This window comes from Paenibacillus jamilae (genome assembly GCF_050482105.1).
Lineage (GTDB): Bacteria > Bacillota > Bacilli > Paenibacillales > Paenibacillaceae > Paenibacillus > Paenibacillus jamilae_B.
On record NZ_JBCNHI010000003.1, the window covers coordinates 24,851 to 43,239 of the forward strand.

Annotated in this window: 18 protein-coding genes and 1 riboswitch; of the genes, 1 reads left to right on the top strand and 17 read right to left on the bottom strand. The window is 51.1% G+C overall.

The features are described 5' to 3' along the window. Positions 1-200: 200 nt before the first annotated feature. Positions 201-650, top strand: coding sequence for an AbrB/MazE/SpoVT family DNA-binding domain-containing protein (locus tag ABEW32_RS01355; RefSeq protein ID WP_430183989.1), 450 nt, complete (start codon positions 201-203; stop codon positions 648-650). A gap of 104 nt (positions 651-754) precedes the next feature. Here ABEW32_RS01355 and ABEW32_RS01360 read toward each other — a convergent pair whose 3' ends face one another. From ABEW32_RS01360 to ABEW32_RS01440, 17 genes are all read right to left on the bottom strand, one after another. Next, positions 755-2,209, bottom strand: a complete 1,455-nt coding sequence (locus tag ABEW32_RS01360) for a cobyrinic acid a,c-diamide synthase CobB (protein WP_430183991.1) — start codon at positions 2,207-2,209, stop codon at positions 755-757. Next, a complete protein-coding gene (locus tag ABEW32_RS01365) occupies positions 2,202-3,290 on the bottom strand; it encodes a cobalt-precorrin 5A hydrolase (RefSeq protein ID WP_430183993.1) in 1,089 nt (362 codons plus the stop codon). Before ABEW32_RS01365 ends, ABEW32_RS01360 begins: the two co-directional genes overlap by 8 nt. Further along, complete coding sequence (cobM, locus tag ABEW32_RS01370; RefSeq protein WP_430183995.1) at positions 3,283-4,077, bottom strand: precorrin-4 C(11)-methyltransferase; 795 nt, start codon at positions 4,075-4,077, stop codon at positions 3,283-3,285. The genes ABEW32_RS01365 and cobM overlap by 8 nt, the downstream gene beginning before the upstream one ends. Further along, positions 4,074-4,790 (bottom strand): precorrin-2 C(20)-methyltransferase, encoded by a 717-nt coding sequence (gene cobI, locus ABEW32_RS01375; protein WP_430183997.1) that lies wholly within the window; start codon positions 4,788-4,790, stop codon positions 4,074-4,076. The genes cobM and cobI overlap by 4 nt, the downstream gene beginning before the upstream one ends. 29 nt (positions 4,791-4,819) lie before the next feature. Further along, positions 4,820-6,076, bottom strand: coding sequence for a precorrin-6y C5,15-methyltransferase (decarboxylating) subunit CbiE (gene cbiE / locus ABEW32_RS01380; RefSeq protein ID WP_430183999.1), 1,257 nt, complete (start codon positions 6,074-6,076; stop codon positions 4,820-4,822). Beyond that, a complete protein-coding gene (locus ABEW32_RS01385) occupies positions 6,069-7,214 on the bottom strand; it encodes a cobalt-precorrin-5B (C(1))-methyltransferase (RefSeq protein ID WP_430184001.1) in 1,146 nt (381 codons plus the stop codon). The genes cbiE and ABEW32_RS01385 overlap by 8 nt, the downstream gene beginning before the upstream one ends. A gap of 74 nt (positions 7,215-7,288) precedes the next feature. Continuing rightward, positions 7,289-7,933 (bottom strand): precorrin-8X methylmutase, encoded by a 645-nt coding sequence (locus ABEW32_RS01390; protein WP_063213787.1) that lies wholly within the window; start codon positions 7,931-7,933, stop codon positions 7,289-7,291. A gap of 164 nt (positions 7,934-8,097) precedes the next feature. Continuing rightward, complete coding sequence (gene cobK / locus ABEW32_RS01395) at positions 8,098-8,877, bottom strand: precorrin-6A reductase (protein ID WP_430184003.1); 780 nt, start codon at positions 8,875-8,877, stop codon at positions 8,098-8,100. After that, positions 8,874-9,932 (bottom strand): sirohydrochlorin chelatase, encoded by a 1,059-nt coding sequence (locus tag ABEW32_RS01400; protein WP_430184005.1) that lies wholly within the window; start codon positions 9,930-9,932, stop codon positions 8,874-8,876. The genes cobK and ABEW32_RS01400 overlap by 4 nt, the downstream gene beginning before the upstream one ends. Positions 9,933-10,024: 92 nt before the next feature. Then, positions 10,025-11,821 (bottom strand): precorrin-3B C(17)-methyltransferase, encoded by a 1,797-nt coding sequence (cobJ, locus tag ABEW32_RS01405; protein ID WP_430184007.1) that lies wholly within the window; start codon positions 11,819-11,821, stop codon positions 10,025-10,027. Between the two features lie 104 nt (positions 11,822-11,925). Beyond that, on the bottom strand, positions 11,926-12,069 hold the full coding sequence (locus ABEW32_RS01410) for a hypothetical protein (protein ID WP_430184009.1): 144 nt from the start codon (positions 12,067-12,069) through the stop codon (positions 11,926-11,928). Between the two features lie 62 nt (positions 12,070-12,131). Beyond that, a riboswitch (cobalamin riboswitch) is annotated at positions 12,132-12,316 on the bottom strand. A 57-nt stretch (positions 12,317-12,373) separates the two neighbouring features. Next, entirely contained in the window at positions 12,374-12,928 is a 555-nt protein-coding gene (locus ABEW32_RS01415) for an LOG family protein (RefSeq protein ID WP_430184011.1), read from the bottom strand. 206 nt (positions 12,929-13,134) lie between these two features. Continuing rightward, positions 13,135-13,986, bottom strand: a complete 852-nt coding sequence (locus tag ABEW32_RS01420) for a uroporphyrinogen-III synthase (protein ID WP_430184013.1) — start codon at positions 13,984-13,986, stop codon at positions 13,135-13,137. Positions 13,987-14,087: 101 nt separating this feature from the next. Continuing rightward, positions 14,088-15,257: a GerAB/ArcD/ProY family transporter gene (locus ABEW32_RS01425; protein ID WP_430184015.1), complete on the bottom strand. Its 1,170-nt coding sequence runs from the start codon at positions 15,255-15,257 to the stop codon at positions 14,088-14,090. A 43-nt stretch (positions 15,258-15,300) separates the two neighbouring features. Further along, positions 15,301-15,525 (bottom strand): hypothetical protein, encoded by a 225-nt coding sequence (locus ABEW32_RS01430; RefSeq protein WP_430184017.1) that lies wholly within the window; start codon positions 15,523-15,525, stop codon positions 15,301-15,303. After that, a complete protein-coding gene (locus ABEW32_RS01435; protein ID WP_430184019.1) occupies positions 15,518-16,735 on the bottom strand; it encodes a Ger(x)C family spore germination protein in 1,218 nt (405 codons plus the stop codon). The genes ABEW32_RS01430 and ABEW32_RS01435 overlap by 8 nt, the downstream gene beginning before the upstream one ends. Then, the gene (locus ABEW32_RS01440) at positions 16,735-18,360 is read right to left on the bottom strand and encodes a spore germination protein (protein ID WP_430184021.1); all 1,626 of its coding nucleotides are present in this window, start codon (positions 18,358-18,360) and stop codon (positions 16,735-16,737) included. The genes ABEW32_RS01435 and ABEW32_RS01440 overlap by 1 nt, the downstream gene beginning before the upstream one ends. Positions 18,361-18,389: the final 29 nt, after the last annotated feature.

Here is an 18,389-nt window from a genome sequence, read left to right on the forward strand (position 1 = left end):
TATTATAAATTTATAAATATGAACGCTGGCGATTCAGCCCGTTTATGGTATACTCGTAAGAAAAAAAGTGCGTCCATGCATGATTAGCAATGAAGGGCCGCTTTTCGTAAGGAATCTATGCTCGCGGTTATAGAATTGATAAGAATTGCCTCAAAGCTTATACATTCTATAAATCTTAAAACACTGGGGAGGTTGCATGAATGAAAAGGACTGGAATGACCCGGCCCTTGGACAGCTTGGGACGAATTGTGCTTCCTAAAGAGTTGCGCATGACGATGGAGATTGACATCGGCGATCCATTAGAGTTTTTTATTGAAGACCAAACACTCATGCTCCGTAAGTACAAGTCAACCAATTGCATTTTCTGCGGTTCAGTTGATACCAACACCTATTTTAAAGATCAGTTTATCTGCGATGCATGTGCCACCTCAATGAAAACGGAAGATTTACTTCCGGTCACAGCGACTGAAACCCAGTCACCTCCATTGAAGCAAAATATGCATATGAAAAAGATTTACCAGCGCACGGATGTGATTTTGGAGAAAATGAGAGAGCTTATGGAACAACATCCGGCATCCTCGCAAAAACAACTCGCTTCTATGCTTGGTGTGAGTCAGGGAAGGATTTCCCAACTGAAAAAGCTCATGTAGGCGAATCTTCCAATAAACAATGTATGCGCTTCCATGATGTGTGAGGTTTAATTCTCTATACTTAGAACAGCCGGACCCTTGTAGGGACCCGGCTTTTTTGTGTTTCAGTGGTAAGCTCGGCATTTTTCAACCCAACGTGCTGCTGCCTTGGGTAGAGAAGCGAGATGAATGTGTGTGTAGGCTGCCAAAAGGTTCCCTGTAGCATAGCCTTCACTCTGGAGTCCACGCATTCCCTTGGTTTGATAGGCAAAAGGATAGGGGGCGGCAGATTCATCATAGCTCATGACCGAATAATGAAATTCATGTCCGCGAATCGTCTCTCCAGCCTCCAGCAGTAAGCAATCTTGCAATGCAGTTGCTTCCCGGTATCCCAACGCAGCCCGCTTCTCCTGCATGCGAACATCCGAAGGGATCACACCGGCCATGTGGTGGACGTGACCCGCTCGATCCGTAAGTGTCCGGGCCAGCACCATATAACCACCGCACTCGGCAAATACAGGCATATCTCGGCTCACTGCGGTGCGGATATCTTCCAAAAAGCCTGTATTGGCAGCGATATCTGCTGCAAACTCCTCAGGAAAGCCGCCGCCCAAATACAGGCTGTTGGCGTGCTCAGGTACGCGTTCTCCCGCCAGCGGACTAAAATAGACGATCTCTGCTCCCGCATGAAGCAGCAAATCCATATTTTCCGGGTAGTAGAAATTGAACGCCGCATCTCTGGCGACAGCAATGATGGGACGTTCCCCCGTCGCGGCTTCATGCCCTGCTGTGGGAGGCTGATCTGGAGGAAATAAGGGGTGCTCGGGCAGGGTGAGCGGCGGAGCCGAATCCGCCAATGCCCGCAGTGCATCCAGATCTGTACCTGCACGGATCAGCTCTGCCGCCCGTTGGAAGAGCGGCTCCAACTCGCCGCGTTCTACAGCAGGCACCAGGCCCAGATGGCGCTCGGGGATATCCAGCCCGTCATCGCGCTTTAACCAGCCGAGCACAGGGATGCCGCATTCCTGCTCGATTGCCTTTTTGACTATGCCGTAATGCCCCTGGCTACCGCAGCGATTTACGATTACGCCCACAATGCACAGCTTGGGCTCCAAGCGCTGAAAGCCGAGCACGATTGCGGCCGCGCTGCGTGCCATGCTACGCACGTCGACGACCAGCAATACCGGGCTTTCCGTCAGCATGGCAATTTCGGCAGTCGACCCGGTATTGCTGAGCGGGTCCTTGCCGTCATATAGCCCCATGACGCCTTCAATCACGGAGAGATCTGCGCCTTCGGATGCGCGGATAAAGGTTTCACGCACCGTATCCGGCGAGGTCATCCAGGAATCGAGATTACGGGAAGGCGTTCCAGTCGCGGCCGTATGATAGGTCGGATCAATATAATCCGGACCGCACTTAAACCCCTGCACTCGCAGGCCGCTGTCGGCGAACGCCTTCATTAGCCCGAGAGTCACAGTCGTTTTGCCCGCGCCACTGCCCGTACCGGCAACAACGATACGACTTCTGCGTGACGTGGCAGACGAATCTGGCTGTATAGCCTGCTTCATATCGTCAGTCATAGGGAACCCGCGCTACAGACAACGTCATATTGCCGCTTTTTTTCTTCTCCAGCAGCCAATGGTCTGCACCTGAAGACAATAGGGCTGATGGTTCGCTGACCCCGTAGGCGCCAGTGTATTTGAAGACAGTTTCCGATGGATTGGGAAGCTGCACCGTATTCAGCTCTGAAGGAGTGTACGTCACCAGCTCCCAGCCGTATTTGGCACAAAGGGCAAGCAAGCCCTCTTCATCCTTTTTCAGGTCAATCGTAGCAATATTCCGTACGCTTTTTACAGACAAACGCAGCTCTAGCAAGGTGTTCAGCACACCAGCCTCCAGCTCCTCCAATGCAGTTCCCCGATTGCAGCCAATGCCAAGCACCAAGCTTTTGGGACGGTACAGCACACCGTTAGAAAGAAATCTCTCCTCTTCCTCAGGCTCCAACAAACGGTCACTCACGACCAACGCGGCGTTGAACGGTTCTTGTGCCGCTTTCGACATTGAGGCATATACCTTGATATGCGCAGGTACAGGCTTGTCATAACGCCACCAGTTCCGTTCACCTGTCTCTTGTATGAATGCAACGGGCTCCTCATTCACAACAGCGGCGCTCACAGGCGTGGCCTTGTCGAAGCTATCGACCACCCAGCCCAATTCCCGGCCCAACATATCCACCGGAATCGTGCCCTGCACGTCCGATGCGGTAGTGATTACCGGACGTGCGCCCAGTACAGCGGCTACATGACGGGTCAACTCATTCGCGCCGCCCAAATGCCCAGACAGTACGCTAATAACATGCTCTCCGCGATCATCAATAACGACCACGGCCGGGTCTACCTTTTTATCCACCAAAATCGGTGCAATCATACGAACCACCGCACCGAGGGAAATAAATAAAATAATACCGTTATATTGTTTGAATAAATCCGGCAAAATCAGCTTGACCGAGCCTTCGAACAATTGAATGCCACGCTCCTGCTCGTCGCCACGTTCAAACTTGGACATGTAATACACATCCGTACCCGGAAAGCTGGCTCCCAAATTGCGAACCATCTCAACTCCATGCTTCGTGATCGCCACAGCGGCAAACGGATTACTCACCAGGCTTCACTCCCTTTCGGTAGCCATGGGTGAACGACTTGTCATACAGCTTGGAACGATGCGCGTCCCTGTCCACCAGCCCCGGGTCGAGCGCCCAGCCTGCCAGGATCATGGCATGCATTGTAATGCCTGCTGCACGCAGATCGGCTGGCAATTGGGCAAGTGTCGTGCGGACAATCTTTTGATCCGGCCAGGTTGCGCGCTGCACAACGGCTACCGGTGTATCCTCGCTCCAACCAGCTGCCAGAAACTCAACGACCACCTTCTTCGCCAGCGTTGCACTGAGGAACAGCGCCACAGTACAGTGATGGGAAGCCAGGTCGCGCAGCTTTTCCCGATCCGGTACAGGTGTACGACCTTCGGCACGTGTCAGAATGACCGTCTGCGTCAAATCAGGCACAGTTAGCTCTGCACCCAGCACGGCCGCAGAAGCAAAGACCGAGCTGACGCCCGGTACGATTTCGTAGGCTACGCCACGCTGCTTCAGCAACACCATTTGCTCCAAAATCGCACCATATACTGCCGGATCACCTGTATGTACACGGGCTACACTGCTTCCAGCCTGCACAGCCTCACTCATAATCTCAACCTGCCGTTCCAGATCCATGCCTGAGCTTTGCAATACTTGCGCCTCCGGCTTGGCTGTAGCAATCAGCTCATCGTTCACCAGTGAATCCGTGTACAACACCACATCTGCTGTGCGCAGAATTCGTGAGCCTTTGACCGTAATCAACTCCGGGTCGCCGGGACCTGCTCCTACGATATATACCTTTGGCTCCAACGTCATTTGCTCACCACCATTAGACTCAAATATTCAAGTTCCTGCCCGCGCAGCTCACGTGCGTTGCGCCATACCATTTCATAAGGAGAAGTGACCTTGGTAATGACAGATGCACGATCCCCAAGATTGAGCTCGTCCAGCACATCCAAAATCAAATCCAATACCTTGGCAACCTTGATAAATACGACTGTATCGTGATTCTCAATGGCCCGCTTCATTGCTTCCCGTTCCTCCGTAGCCGGAATAATGCCGACCTGCTGATCTCCGTCTGCCAAAGGCAACTCCAGCGCTGCGGCTGCTCCCAATACAGAAGATATGCCCGGAATAGATACAATCGGCACCTCGGGATGAAGATCCTTCATCAGACGCGCCAAGTGAATAAAGGTACTGTACAGATTAGGATCACCCTCGGTGACAAAGGCTACATCCTTTCCTTGACTCAGAGCTTCCCAGCAAGCAACCACTGTTTTGTTCCACTCCCGCTCCAATACAACTGGGTCCTTGGTCATTGGAAAAATGAGTCCCAACATCTCCTTTTCCTCCGGATTGACGTACAATTCCACAATCTCGTGAGCATACGATTTGCCTCCCCGACGCTTCTTCGGATAAGCCACAACTGCGCATTCCTGAATCATTCGGTACGCCTTGACCGTGATCAACTCGGGATCACCCGGCCCCACGCCCACGCCGTAAAGTGTTCCTGTTGCCGCCATATTCATGCTGTCTCTCCCCCTCTTGATTTACCAGCTTACTCCCCTGCTGCTCCGTCAGCCACGTCTACCGGCGGCTGTCCTGTAATGACATATATCGGATTGAGTCCGTCAAAACGAGTCATATTCAAAATCGGCTTGCTACGCGCTGTTTGCAATAATGTCACCGAGGTTTCGAGTCCTGCGGCTTGCATTGCCTTCATACCGTCATGCAGCGTCTCAATGGTTGCAGCATTCACTACAATTCGCCCATCCTTACGCAGACGGGAAGCGCACAGACGGATCAGCTCTGCCAGCTCTCCTCCGCTCCCGCCGATAAACACGGCATCCGGGTCCGGTAGCTCGTCCAAGCCGGTAGGCGCCTTGGCATGGATCACTGGAAAATCAGTGCGGAATTTGACCTTGTTCGCTTCCACATTGGCCAGATCGCCTTCATTCTTCTCAATGGCAAACACTTGCCCATACTTGGCCAGCCGCGCACATTCCACAGCTACAGAACCGGAGCCTGCGCCGATGTCCCATACGATGCTTCGCTCGGTCAGTCGCAGCTCGGACAAGCTGAATACACGTACTTCACGCTTCGTGATCAGTCCTTTTTCCGGCTTGCGCTGGTGAAATTCCGCATCCTCGAAGCCAAATCCCCGGCGAATCGCTGGCACGTCTTCCCCCTTACGGCGACGCAAAACAACCACGTTCAAGGGTTGAAAGGTTCCCTGCGCCATCTCTTCCAGCGTATAATGTCGATACGCCTCATCCGGTCCTCCCAAATGTTCGCCGACAAAGGCATCATATTCCGTCATGCCAAAATGCAGCAGATAAGCGGCAACCGCAGCGGGATGATTGCGGTCATCCGTCAGCAGCGCAATCTTGTTCTGCCCGTCGATCCGCTGCGCTAGTCCGGTCATTGGACGACCATGTACACTTTCCAGCACCGCATCCTGCCAGCTCTCACCCAGACGTGCAAACGCCAGTTGAACTGAGCTGAGATGGGGTAAAATATCCAAATGTTCAGCCCCCAGCTTGGCAGACAAATAGCCTGCAATTCCAAAAAAAAGCGGATCGCCTGACGCAAGCACGACAATATCCTTGTGCTCACGCAACCGTCCCAATTCTTCCACCACGGCGGATAAGCCGCTCTTTAATGTTCGTTTTTCTCCTGCGGCTGCCTCGAAAAAGGCTAGCTGGCGCTCACCACCCACCAGCAGGTCGGCACGCTCAATTTGTTCCAGCGTCTCCTGCGACAGACCTGCCGCTCCATTTTCACCGATACCAATGACACGAATTACTCTACTCACCGACTCTCGCCCTCCCCAGCACGTTCCCTTTCAGCGTTACCAATACCATTTCCACGGTGATTCCACCACCTGCATGCTCCAGGCAGTGCTGACACCCATAGGTACATAACTTTTCAAAAAAGCTCAGCGCATTTGCTTCGGTCATCATATCCGCCACCTGCGTAGCTGTATTCGCCTCAGCTACTGCCGTTGCAAGCGACTCGTCCACACCTGCCTCACGCGCAACCTGGGCCAAAAATCCAAAATCCACTGGAGCGCTCTTGGAGTGAACCATCATGACGCCCTGAGCCACCTTCGACAGCTTGCCAGGCATGCCGACGAGTATAATCTTTTTCATTCCCAATCGCTTGCCATGCTTGACTGCAAAGCCGACAAAATCGCCCATCTGAATAAAGGCTTCTTCCGTCAGCTGATCATACATTTGCATTGCATATTTTTCACTGCTGCCGCCTGTGGTCAGGACAATTTCCTCGCAGTTCATCGCTTGTGCAACCGATATAGCCTGCACCACGCTGGCTTTATAAGCAGACGTGGAAAACGGAACAACCACACCACGTGTACCCAGTATGGAAATACCACCCAGAATGCCAAGCCGTCCGTTCAGCGTTTTCTTGGCGATTTCCTCGCCGTCCGGCACACTGATGACGACACGGACACCCTTGGCCGATCCGTGCTCCTCAAGCACGCCAGATACGGCCTCCGTAATCATCCGGCGCGGCACCGGATTGATCGCTGCTTGCCCGACAGGTACAGGCAGACCGGGCTTCGTTACCCGGCCGACGCCGATGCCGCCGTCCAGCTCAATACCCGGCTCCTCGCGCCAGCTAACAGAGGCGCTAATTCTCGCCTGATGCGTGGCATCCGGGTCATCGCCACCGTCCTTGATCGTCGTGCAGGAAGCTTCGTCCGCGTCCAACACAGGCTCGATCAGCTCAAACGCATGATCGAAGCCCGCAGGCAGCGATATCACCGCTTCCTTCGGCGGAATGCCCGTAATGAGCAGTTGCACCGCTCCTTTGGCTACTGCAGCCGCACAAGCCCCCGTCGTAAAACCTGAACGCATCGGCTTGTCCGGCGCCGGTGCTTCCCCACTTTTCATCCGTTTGGGCCTGTCGGTGGACGCCGCTTCCTTTTCCATGCCAATTCCTCCTTAACCTCTTCTGCTGATCATGCTCTAATTCATTTCATGATACAGCAAACGGACAACCGCATCTAGCGGACAGCCATTAAGGAGATCGCATTGAGTGCTGCTACGACTATCGTACTGCCGCCCTTGCGTCCAATATTGGTAATGAACGGAATATCCAGCTTGCGCAGCTCATCCTTGGATTCTGCCGCCGATACAAAACCTACGGGCATACCAATCACCAGTCCGGGCTTAGCCGCTCCTTCTTTCACCAGACGAATCAGCTCCAGCAACGCTGTCGGCGCATTGCCAATCGCATAGATCCCACCTTCGCTGGCTTGGATCGCTTTGCGCATCGAAATAATGGCTCGTGTCGTGTTCAGCCTTTTGGCTTCCTCCATCACGTCCGGGTCAGATATGTACACATGAACATCCCCGCCAAATTGACGGATGCGATCCTTGCTCAGCCCCGCCTGAATCATCTGTACATCTGCCACCACCGGCTGTCCAGCGCGAATAGCTGCAATTCCAGCTTCAATGGCTTTTGGATGAAATACCATACTGCGGCCCAGCTCAAAATCAGCAGATGCATGAATGACACGCTGTACGACGGGATATTGCTCTGCTGTAAATGGATGCTCTCCCAATTCTTCTGTAATCATCTCAAAGCTTTTGCCCTCAATCTCCTGCGGCTGCACTGTTAACGGCTTAAAGTCTGTTTTAAAGTCCATGGTATCGACCACTCCCTTATGAAAAATTAGTATAAGAAAAATAACTGCCCATGCATTGAAATAGTGAATATTTCTATTAAAACACGCATTTTAAGATGACTATATTTTAGATACATGCCAGCAGTTGTTCCGGATTAACTGAACCCGTAAGGACTTGACTCAACTCAAATGGCAGTCTTCCCTGTAGCTGTGCGCAACGCATCAATTACTCCATCGAAATGATCAAATACCGTACCAAACTCTACTTCCGGTCTGGAGATCAAAATGACGTGAATACCCAGGTCCAGAGCAGATTGAACCTTCTCATCCACTGCTCCTGTACGTCCGCTTTCCTTGGTGACCATCACGGTCGTACCAAAGTGCTTGTACAATGCTTCGTTCATCTCACGGGAAAAGGGTCCCTGCATGGCAATAATATTTTTTTGCTCCATGCCCAGTTCGCCACATTTCTCCATATTGTCAAGGCGCGGCAGCATACGTGCAACCAGACGAATGTCCGAGTCTCCGAGTAAATGCTTGGTGAACGTGCCGAGCGTCTTACTGCCCGTTGTAAGCATGACAGAGCCTTTGAGTTGCTTAGCAATTAATGCCGCCTCTTCATAGGAGGGAACGATATGGAGCAATGGATGATTGTCATACACCAGTCCCGTCCGCTCGTAGCGAATATAAGGAACCCCTGACTCGCGAGCAGCTGTCATCGCATTTGCATGTGCTTCTTCTGCGAAAGGATGACTGGCATCAACAACGGCCTGTATCCCTTTTTCCCGGATCATTGCACCCATTTCATCGGCTGTCATTCTGCCTGTACGTACGTCCAGTCCTGCCTCGGACAAGCTGGCCGCCGCGCTTTCAGTTACGACTGAGGTCAATACGTTGAAGCCAATGCCACGAATTTGCAGTGCCAATTCCCGTGCATCACTCGTTCCACACAGCATGAAAATCATGAGCCTTTCACCTGCCCGGCAACACTCACTACAGAAGGCGCATGTGAATGATCGTGTTCATGGTCTTCATGACCGTGATTATGAACATGCTCATGATCATGAGCGTGGTGATGTGTATGGCGCTCGTGATGATCATGCTCATGTGCATGATGGTGGTGATGGTCATGGTCGTGATCATGATGGTGATCGTGGTCATGGTCGTGGTGATGATGGTGATGCTCCTGCGCTTCCAGACGGAACTGGCAGTTGTCACAATTAGCCGCAACCTTACCGAACAAGCCTTCGTTAGCTCGCTCCAGCACCAGCTCAACCAATTGAGGATGGAAACCAAAATATCCGCCCATTTCTACTTGTAAAGCGGGGTGAGCCTCAGCAAATTCCTGAGTCATTTCTTCGATGCGCTTAATCAGCACACCCGTGAACAGAAAATACGGAAGCACGATAATCTTCTTGGCTCCCAATCGTACGCAACGCTCCAGACCATCGGGAAAAGAAGGCTGCGTCACACCGATAAAGCTACTTTCTACCCACGTATAGGACAGCTTCTCCCACAGCATACGGGTGATTTTGAAAAAGTCACTGTTCGCGTCTGGATCGCTGCTTCCGCGTCCTAATACAAGTACCGCTGTTTCTTCGTCAGATACCTGGGTAGATGTCTCGACAGCGCTATTCATTCCCGCTGGAACTGCGACTGGACGAGCCTCCTTCAAGCGGTCCAGCAATATGCTAACGATTTTTTCGTGGACGCCAATTGGACGTCCGTATACAAATTCCACTTGCGGATATTTTGCCTTTGCCCGGTCGATTGCCTTCGGGATATCAATTTTGGCATGCACTGCTGCGAACAAAATAATCGGAATAAAAACGACGCGCGTCGCCCCTTTGTCCACACACGCCTGTACTCCTTCGGCAATACTTGGGCGTGCCAACTCCAGAAAACAGGTTTCTACACACGTACCTGGCGCCCGATCTGCCACCGCCTGTGCAAATTCGAGTAGTTCCTGATTACCCTCTGGGTCACGACTTCCATGTCCAACCAACAATATTGCATCCACTGCTGTGTTTTCCTCCTCATTATAGGGATAGCCTACATGACGCCCTATTTTATATATATGCTTGTATCCAGTTCATCAAGCCTACCAATCCACTAATCACCACAAACCGCATTCACTTCTACTGTTGCTGGTGCATCTTCATGTCGGAAGCCCGCTACGATGCCTACACGTTTGAAAAATTTATGAAAACGCTCATTCGGATGGCCTTTTTCCTTGTATTCAGCGATAATGTTCTCCACGATATCCGTAATCTGATCACCCGGTATCCCTTCCGCTACGGGCTGAGCAGCATGAGCATTACGGCCAAATTTTTTGCCACCGAGGAAAAGATCGTATCCTCCCTTGCGATAGACGACTCCGATATCCTCCAGCACCGCTCCATAGCAGGCCATGCCACATCCATTCAAAGCAATACTCGTTTCTTTCGGTGCCTGTAGTCCGCCAAGTACAACCTGTAGATGCTCAGCTACAGGCACAGCGTCATCCTTCTCCATATTGCAAAAATCGCACGCCTTCACTTTAAACACATCGCCGATCGGCATGACAATGAATCGTTCATCCCGCAGCCGTCCGACCAGTTCCTCAGGGTCTAGGCACGGCACACGCAGCACGATCTGATGATCTGGCGTGTATTCCAGTTCGCCTTCATCACCCGCTACCTCGGCAAGCAGTGCCATCTGCCGAGCAGTGAACTTCTTGTTTCCCACACCAGGGGAAACACCCACCTCAAACAGCGCAGGCTTGCCAAAGCTGCCTGGCGCCTTCCCAGCCGTAGCCACTGTCGCCGTTTCAGCGGCGCTCACGGCAGCAGGCGCTTGCCCGCTCCAGCGAGCGTTGGCTTCGCCCGGCAGCTTGCCGCCGACAGCAAGGCGACTTAGCGCCTCTGCTGCCAGCGATGCTGGTGATGCCTCAGTCTGCTTCGCAGGCGCAGCCTGCACGGCAGCCATCGCTTGCGGGCGTACCTGCGTGGCAACCGCAGCACCGCTCGCGGAAGGCCCGGTAGGCGAAGACAGTGCTCCGCCTCCCTGCGGTGTATCCAGCGCGCGATCCTCTTGCGCGTCCAGCGACCATGGCTCCGCTTCCGTGCGAAGCCGCTGATGCGGCTTGAGCACCTGCTCGGTCGCGTCCAGCGTGTATTTGCGCTGATAGCCGCGCGGAGTCACGATTAAGCCGTCATACACTGTCGTCGAGGAATTGCCGATGATTACAGTCGTCAGCATCCCGATATCATGGTTCAGCATATCTTCCAGCGTCGTTACAATAACCTGCTGACGTTCACGATAAGCACTCTTCACCAGTCCAACTGGAGTTTGCGGATCACGATAACGAAGCAAAATGGACTGCGTCTCCACAATCTGACGGGTACGCCGACCACTACGCGGGTTGTATAATGCAATCACAAAATCAGCCGAAGCCGCAGCTTCTACACGCTTCACGATCGTTTCCCACGGGGTCAGATGATCACTCAGACTGATCGTGCAAGCATCATGCATAACCGGTGCCCCCAACAACGAAGCACAGGATTGAATAGCCGAGATCCCCGGCACAACTTCTACCTCAACTCCATCCTCGCGACGCCAGCCTTTTTGCATCAGCACTTCGTACACCAGACCTGCCATGCCATAGACCCCGGCATCTCCACTGGAAATGACGGCTACCTTCTTGCCCATCTCTGCTTGGCGAACCGCCTCCTGCGCACGGCTCACTTCCTCTGTCATCCCTGTGCGTACAATCTCCTGCCCGTTCAACAACGGACGGATCAAATCAACGTAGGTATTGTAGCCGATAATGACCTCACTTTCGGCCAGCGCATCCAACGCCCGTTTTGTGATATGTTCCATATCTCCCGGTCCAAATCCAATCACCAGCAATTTTCCTAATGGGCTCATCGTGCTCCTCCTATTCATCCTTTTCAGGGCAGCTATGCTAACTATTTCAATAATTTGTGAACATCTATAACTCGAAAAGGCCCCATCCTGCTCGGATGGGGCTCCTATGTACGTATCTCTCTCATCAGACGAAACAGCGTAAGAAGACAGTTCTTGTCTTCCTCCAACCTGCCGTTCTTTTCCATCTGTTTTGTTTGCGCTTCAAACGCTGCTGCACGTTCGTATCCACGCAAACCTGTAACCAACATGGAAAAAGCAACGTGTGCCTGATTTCCTGATTTCGTACACCCATCCTCTCCGCGAAGGTTAACGGTGCATACAGATCAAGGTAGGTCTCCTGGCTTGGCATCATCGGATTCTTTTGTCTTCCCCGCTTATTGCGAGTGACCATTTAAAAGAATTCTCTTCCTTACAGTGGCGGGACCGCTCGGGATTTGCACCCGATTCCCTGTTACCCTTTGCTAACCGCAAAGGCACCTTGTCTGTCCGCTATTTGATTATGGGTCTTATCATAACCTTGCCTCAATCAGTTGTGCAAGCACGAAAAATGCTTTATTCCAAGTTCTTCGCCTTATTTTTCAGCATATGCAGCAATTCATCCGGGTCCGCGGAGATACTCAGTAGTGCTGGATGCTCAGCTCCGGTAAACCCTTCCTGCACGCTATGACGTACCATTTCTACCAACGGGTCAAAATATCCATTCACATTTAGCAGCCCAATGGGCTTGCGATGTATGCCAATTTGCGCCCAGCACAATACCTCGAATAGCTCCTCAAAGGTTCCCAAGCCACCCGGAAGGGCTATAAACGCATCGGCCATCTCGCTCATTGCCGCTTTACGTTCATGCATGCTTGCCACCTCAATAAACTCGGTAACTCCCCGATGAATGATCTCTGCATCGAATAACAGGGTGGGCATAATGCCAGTGACCTGACCGTCACCCGCCAGCAGTCCATCCGCCACCTTACCCATTAGCCCTCTACTGGAGCCACCATAAATTAGACGGATATGCTGGCGAGCCATGGCTTCTCCCAGCTTGCCTGCCGCTTCAACATATACCGATGAACGTCCAGGTCTGGACCCGGCAAATACACAAATAGAATTCATTAACGTCTCAGCTCCTGTCCTAAGTATCATGCATCGAAACTTGTTCATTATATTAGATAAATATTTTCGCTATAACAAAAAACTTTATCGATGCATGTCCAACAAAAAAAGATAAAGACCCCATAGGCCCCTATCTTTATTTTACGCTGTATTAGAAAATATAAGTTCAATTTCAGCTTACTGCATTCATCATTTCTATCTCATTTTTAATGACTGTTCATGATCTTCAGACCATAACCATGCGCCGAATCGCTATGCTCAAAATATTTACCCAACTCCACCATCATTGCGCCCATGCGCTCTTCAGTTGGAAATACGATTCGTTCAATCCCTTCTTCCAAAATCGATTGTGCAGTTACTTTGCCTACCGATACAGCAATGACATCTTCACGAAAAGCTTCCAATAAATCCTCGATTTGATTTTGCTCTCTGGCATATTGGGCCAAAAATCGGATTTGCGGGCCACTCGTGAACGTAACGGCGTCAATCGTACGATGGATAACATCGTTCAGCAATGCCTGCAATTTTGCTTCTTCAGGCGGGACATGCTTATAAGGAAGTACTTGGCGAATCACTGCACCCTGCTCATCCAGCCACTCTACCAACCGGGGAGCCGGATCTCCATGCAGTTGCAGCAGCACTTCCTTCCCCTTCAGATCATAGGGGGCAAAGACCCGTGTCAGTCCGATCAAACTTCCGTCCTCGTCCCGTACTGCTGGCGTAAAGCCACGCTTTTTGAGTCCATTGACCGTCTTGTAGCCCCGTGCCGCGATGTTGGAGGATTGCAGCAGCTCCAAAATCTGCTCGGCCACGCCCATATCCTCCGCCATATCGAACAAAGCATCCAGTCCCATACCTGTCGTGAAGATGTACCAGTCCGGAGGGTTCTTCACCCATGATACAACAGCGTTGCGCAGCTCGATATCATCCAGGAAAACGGTGCCTTGGGCCGGGCGCTCTACTGGCTCGCCCCCCATCTTCTTAACTAGCAGCGCCATTTCTTCTGCTTTACGGGGACCGGCAAGAGCGACTCTCTTACCTGCCATGCGTTGTGCCATGCTGTTGCCTCCCTTGTAGAAGTCGTATTACTTTCTACCAAGTATACAACCAGAGGGGCAAAAGACAAATAAGAATTACTTTTCCGATAAATACAGTAATCTTATAAGCTGGTGCGTCCTGTTCCGCTTCCTTGCTGGCTTCCTTGATGGGTTTCTTGCTGATTACTGCTATCCCTCTTCCCGCTAGACGATGACTTCCCATCGTTACCGCTCCCTTTGGATTTGGGTCGAAGCAGCATCCATAGCACCAAGGGCATGAGTACAAAAAAAATGACCATCACTGCAGTCCATTCCCGGCTGAAATCATAAATTTGTACGATGTTGGAGAACAGCATAAACGAACAGACATAACCTAACAAACCAACGGGCCAAACCATCAGACTTCCCCAGGTTTGAGCAAACATACGCTTTACCGCCAAACTGGTAACGTACAGATCAACCCCAATTTTCGTAAGAAAGGTGGGGACGGTCAGTGCCGACACGAACAAGTCGAATCGATCCAAAAAGTCCGTTAGCTGCAGCTGACGTACCAACTCGAACGATGGATAAAACAGCCGTGACAAGATAGGGACACCGATCACCAGTTCCGACATCAGCACCAGCAGGACCAAAAAAGCAGTTCCGCTCAAATGTCCAAACCACGCACTGCGCCCATTATAGCTCTTCCCAGGAATCACAAAGGGAACCATCATGATATCAGCCATATATCCCAGCATGCGCCAGCTGCCTTTGATCACTCCATCTACTTCGGGATGTAAATAGGGTCTCAGTACCGAAAAATCCATATTGCGCCCGAAAAAAAGCGGCATGGTCAGCAGCGTCGCGATCCCCAAAGGTACAAAAATCTCCGACATATTGACAATAGTACTTATTCCACCTTTAGCCATAAATGCCAGAGTCAATAGCAAAATCAGAGAAACGATAACAATCGGAGTCAGCGGCAAAAGCAGAATCTCCACCAAATCCGTAATAATTCTCAAATCCCGCGCAAAAATGATCAGGAATAAAATAAGATAAACTGCAAGCAGCAGACGTCCTAGCACAGGATGAGTGCTCACCATCCCCTGCATCAGATCCTGTTCAGGAAAGCGTCGCTTGAGTCTTAACATCGCCCAAATCGGCAAGCATAACACAATAGCCGCAATGATACAGGTCCAATAGGCATGCTGATTCGCGTAATCTGCTGCCTGCGCCGGAGTATGTATAATGGTAATACCGACCTCCATCAATACACCAAGCAGCGCAATCTGTCTGGTTGTGAACTGTTTCATGCAGGTACATCCTCCTTTTGCCCGCAGGCATCCATTACACGATTTACAACGTAGGGGGGAGCCACATGTCAATAAAGCGGGTCAGCCAAGTAGCCACATAAACAGTGCTCTTCGTCGATGTTCCATAAATCCAGATACCAATGCTAATGACATACAGTACACGGGAAACCCAGCGATTGACGGCAGGTGCATTGTTGATACCTTTACGGTCAACCAGATACATGAAGATCATAGCCAGCAATAAAGGGAATAGAAATACTTTATTCATTCTGGATTTGCTCCTTTTTGACCCCGAATGGCTTGGTCACCGCCCCGATATTCTCAATATGCACGACCGGATCTATGGTGATCTCCACCTTAGGATATAGCTGATCCCATTGAGGTTTAATCCGTTTCCATTCTTCTGGATGACTCGTAATAATGGCCCGGCCCACGCCAAGCACGTCTGAATGATATTTTTGCTGGATCTCCCTGACAGCCTCTCCCAGCTCCCTTTTGATCTCCTCGGTTGTCTGCTGCTCCAGCCACTTCAAGTTTTCCTTTCTGGAAATATCGAAGTTCGTCTCATTTTCCTTCACATTCCCATTGCAGCTCATATGAACAGTTGCTCGAATTTCATCCCCCCGAATAAAGGGCTTGATATGAACTTGATTTTCAATGAGATGTACAGATAAATAGCCTTTACCCTTGGGAGGCGGAATAAAAATTTCTGTCTCCTTGGCTTGCTCCATCCCTAAAAGCAGAAAACGACTGAGGTGGTTATCAATAATCCCTGTCAGCCTGTCTTGGCGAAAAACAGCCAGTCCATCGACCTGAATATTCGTCTTCTTGTCTTTAAGACTAGTAGGTCCATTCTTCACCAAAGACATCACTGGCACCACCGGATCAATGCCATCCAGCAGGATGGAATTCATCAGCAACTTCACGGAACGAGGTTTCTTCATATAGGAATAGTTAAGCTCACGCACCATTTCCGCTGGATATTGCTCAATCGGAGCGTCTGCCTGAAGCACCTCCAGCGCTGATCCCTTTGTGATTACCACTAGAGAAGACAGCCGATTTTGTGGAATACGTGCCAGTACATCCATCATTTCGCTAATCCCTTCTCTTGCCAGCGTCTCTCCGAACAGTAGCACCCGCCGATGGGAGTAATTGAGTGTTCGTGAAACTCCACGCTGTTCCTCGGTGCTTGCTCCCCGAAAGCTTGGGCCTATTCTGGACTCCAGATAGTAGCTCTTCGTCCCCCTAGTACCTCCTCCTCCGCCTGTGCTGCCTGAAGATCCGAGCTGTCCGGGCAAGGCAATTTGCATCGTTACTCGATATTGATCGCCTTCCTTATCCAAACCGGTACCCATGACAAAGGCCACATCATTCACCTCACGGCGATCCCAACATCCTCCTAAAAGAACAGCACAAAGCAGCAGACAACAGAGCACAGCCACTTTACGCATTTGTTGTGTACTTGATTTGGACTTCATCACCATCCCTCCTCGGTTTTAGGTGAGCCATTCATCTCTTTCTTCGCTCGTTTGTTGTTGTCCCTACCAATCCATGAAGGACGCTTGATCATTTTCCACCAAGGCGCACGGACGATAATATCCTTTTGGTCCATATGGTTGTACGGGCTATATCCACTCATATAAGGGACACCGAACGATGTTAGCTTGGTTAGATGTGTAGCAACCAACGTGGTCGCAATGATGATCCCAAACAATCCAAATAAACCCGCCATCAGCATGATTGGAAATCGTAGCAGGCGAATCGTGATGGCAAAGTTAAAACGCGGTATGGTAAACGATGCAATACCTGTGAGCGACACAATAATAACCATCGGGGCCGATACAATCCCTGCCTGTACGGAAGCCTGACCGATGACGAGCGCGCCGAGAATACTGACAGCCTGGCCGACCGTTTTAGGGAGACGAATCCCCGCTTCTCGCAGCGCCTCAAAGGAAATTTCCATCATCAATGCTTCCACCAAAGCAGGGAAGGGAATAGATTCACGTGCTGCCGCAATACTCAAAATGAGCGTGGTCGGCAGCATATCCTGATGATAGGTCGTTACCGCTACATATAATGCAGGCAGAAAGAGGGCCAATACTAGAAACAAAAAACGAATCCAGCGCACCATATTGCTAATGAAGAAACGCTCGTAATAATCCTCGCTGGCCTGAAGCATCTGCCACATTGTCACTGGCCCAATCAGGGCAAAAGGCGTCCCGTCCACAAAAATGGCAAAGCGCCCTTCCAGTAATTGCGCGGTGACCGTATCAGGGCGTTCGGTGTATTCCATTTGTGGAAACGGCGAAAACGGATGATCCTCAATCAATTCCTCAATATACCCAGTCTCCAGAACACCATCGATTTTAATATCGCTAAGCCGTTTTTTAACATCCTCTACCAGCTTCTGGTCTATAATCCCTTCAATATAAGTAAGGACGACACTCGTTTGTGTTTCTGTTCCGATCGTCATGCTGTGCATCTTGAGCTTGGAGGTCTTCAGCTTGAAGCGTAGCAGTGCCGTATTCACGCGAAGCGTCTCTGTGAATCCTTCACGAGGCCCCCGAATAACCGATTCAGTCTGCGGTTCCTCCACACCACGACGGACGCCCCCCTTGGCGCTGAAAATATACGCACGTGCTGTCCCCTCTACGAACAAGGCAGCATTTCCGTCCAGGATTGCTGCTGAGACCGTCTTCCATTCGTCCATCGTTTTGGTCTGGGACATGGAGATGCGAGTTTCATCCAGCGGCTCCAATTTACCGTTCACTTCAGGGTCCTTTAGCATCATGCCCAAGATGACAGGCCGCAGAATATGATCCTGCAAATCCTCTGATTTTACCGTGCCTTCAAAATATGCTAACAATCCTTTTCGTTCAGGGGAAATCATGAGCTCTCGGTAGACGATATCAGAGCATTCCTTGAAAATATCACGCATTGCGATCAAATTGTCATTCAGACTACTACGCAGCGGCTGTTCCAGCCATGAAGACTCAGGCAGCCCTTTAGGTACAGAGAAATTACGTGTTCTGCGGTCTGCGGCTGGCATCATTCTCCGGCTCCACGGTAACTTCGGCAACTTGGGAAAGCGCCCTTTCTTCATCCTTATTCCCCCTTTACGAATGAGCCGAA

Coding starts and splice junctions, on each gene's coding strand:
- cobI (WP_430183997.1), bottom strand. CDS start 4,790: ATGAATATGGCGGCAACAGGAACACTTTACGGCGTGGGCGTGGGGCCG.
- ABEW32_RS01385 (WP_430184001.1), bottom strand. CDS start 7,214: ATGGAAAAGGAAGCGGCGTCCACCGACAGGCCCAAACGGATGAAAAGT.
- cobJ (WP_430184007.1), bottom strand. CDS start 11,821: ATGAGCCCATTAGGAAAATTGCTGGTGATTGGATTTGGACCGGGAGAT.
- ABEW32_RS01425 (WP_430184015.1), bottom strand. CDS start 15,257: ATGAAACAGTTCACAACCAGACAGATTGCGCTGCTTGGTGTATTGATG.
- ABEW32_RS01435 (WP_430184019.1), bottom strand. CDS start 16,735: ATGAAGTCCAAATCAAGTACACAACAAATGCGTAAAGTGGCTGTGCTC.
- ABEW32_RS01415 (WP_430184011.1), bottom strand. CDS start 12,928: ATGAATTCTATTTGTGTATTTGCCGGGTCCAGACCTGGACGTTCATCG.
- ABEW32_RS01420 (WP_430184013.1), bottom strand. CDS start 13,986: ATGGCACAACGCATGGCAGGTAAGAGAGTCGCTCTTGCCGGTCCCCGT.
- ABEW32_RS01410 (WP_430184009.1), bottom strand. CDS start 12,069: ATGTTGGTTACAGGTTTGCGTGGATACGAACGTGCAGCAGCGTTTGAA.
- ABEW32_RS01355 (WP_430183989.1), top strand. CDS start 201: ATGAAAAGGACTGGAATGACCCGGCCCTTGGACAGCTTGGGACGAATT.
- ABEW32_RS01390 (WP_063213787.1), bottom strand. CDS start 7,933: ATGGACTTTAAAACAGACTTTAAGCCGTTAACAGTGCAGCCGCAGGAG.
- cobK (WP_430184003.1), bottom strand. CDS start 8,877: ATGATTTTCATGCTGTGTGGAACGAGTGATGCACGGGAATTGGCACTG.
- cobM (WP_430183995.1), bottom strand. CDS start 4,077: ATGACGTTGGAGCCAAAGGTATATATCGTAGGAGCAGGTCCCGGCGAC.
- ABEW32_RS01430 (WP_430184017.1), bottom strand. CDS start 15,525: ATGAATAAAGTATTTCTATTCCCTTTATTGCTGGCTATGATCTTCATG.
- ABEW32_RS01360 (WP_430183991.1), bottom strand. CDS start 2,209: ATGACTGACGATATGAAGCAGGCTATACAGCCAGATTCGTCTGCCACG.
- ABEW32_RS01440 (WP_430184021.1), bottom strand. CDS start 18,360: ATGAAGAAAGGGCGCTTTCCCAAGTTGCCGAAGTTACCGTGGAGCCGG.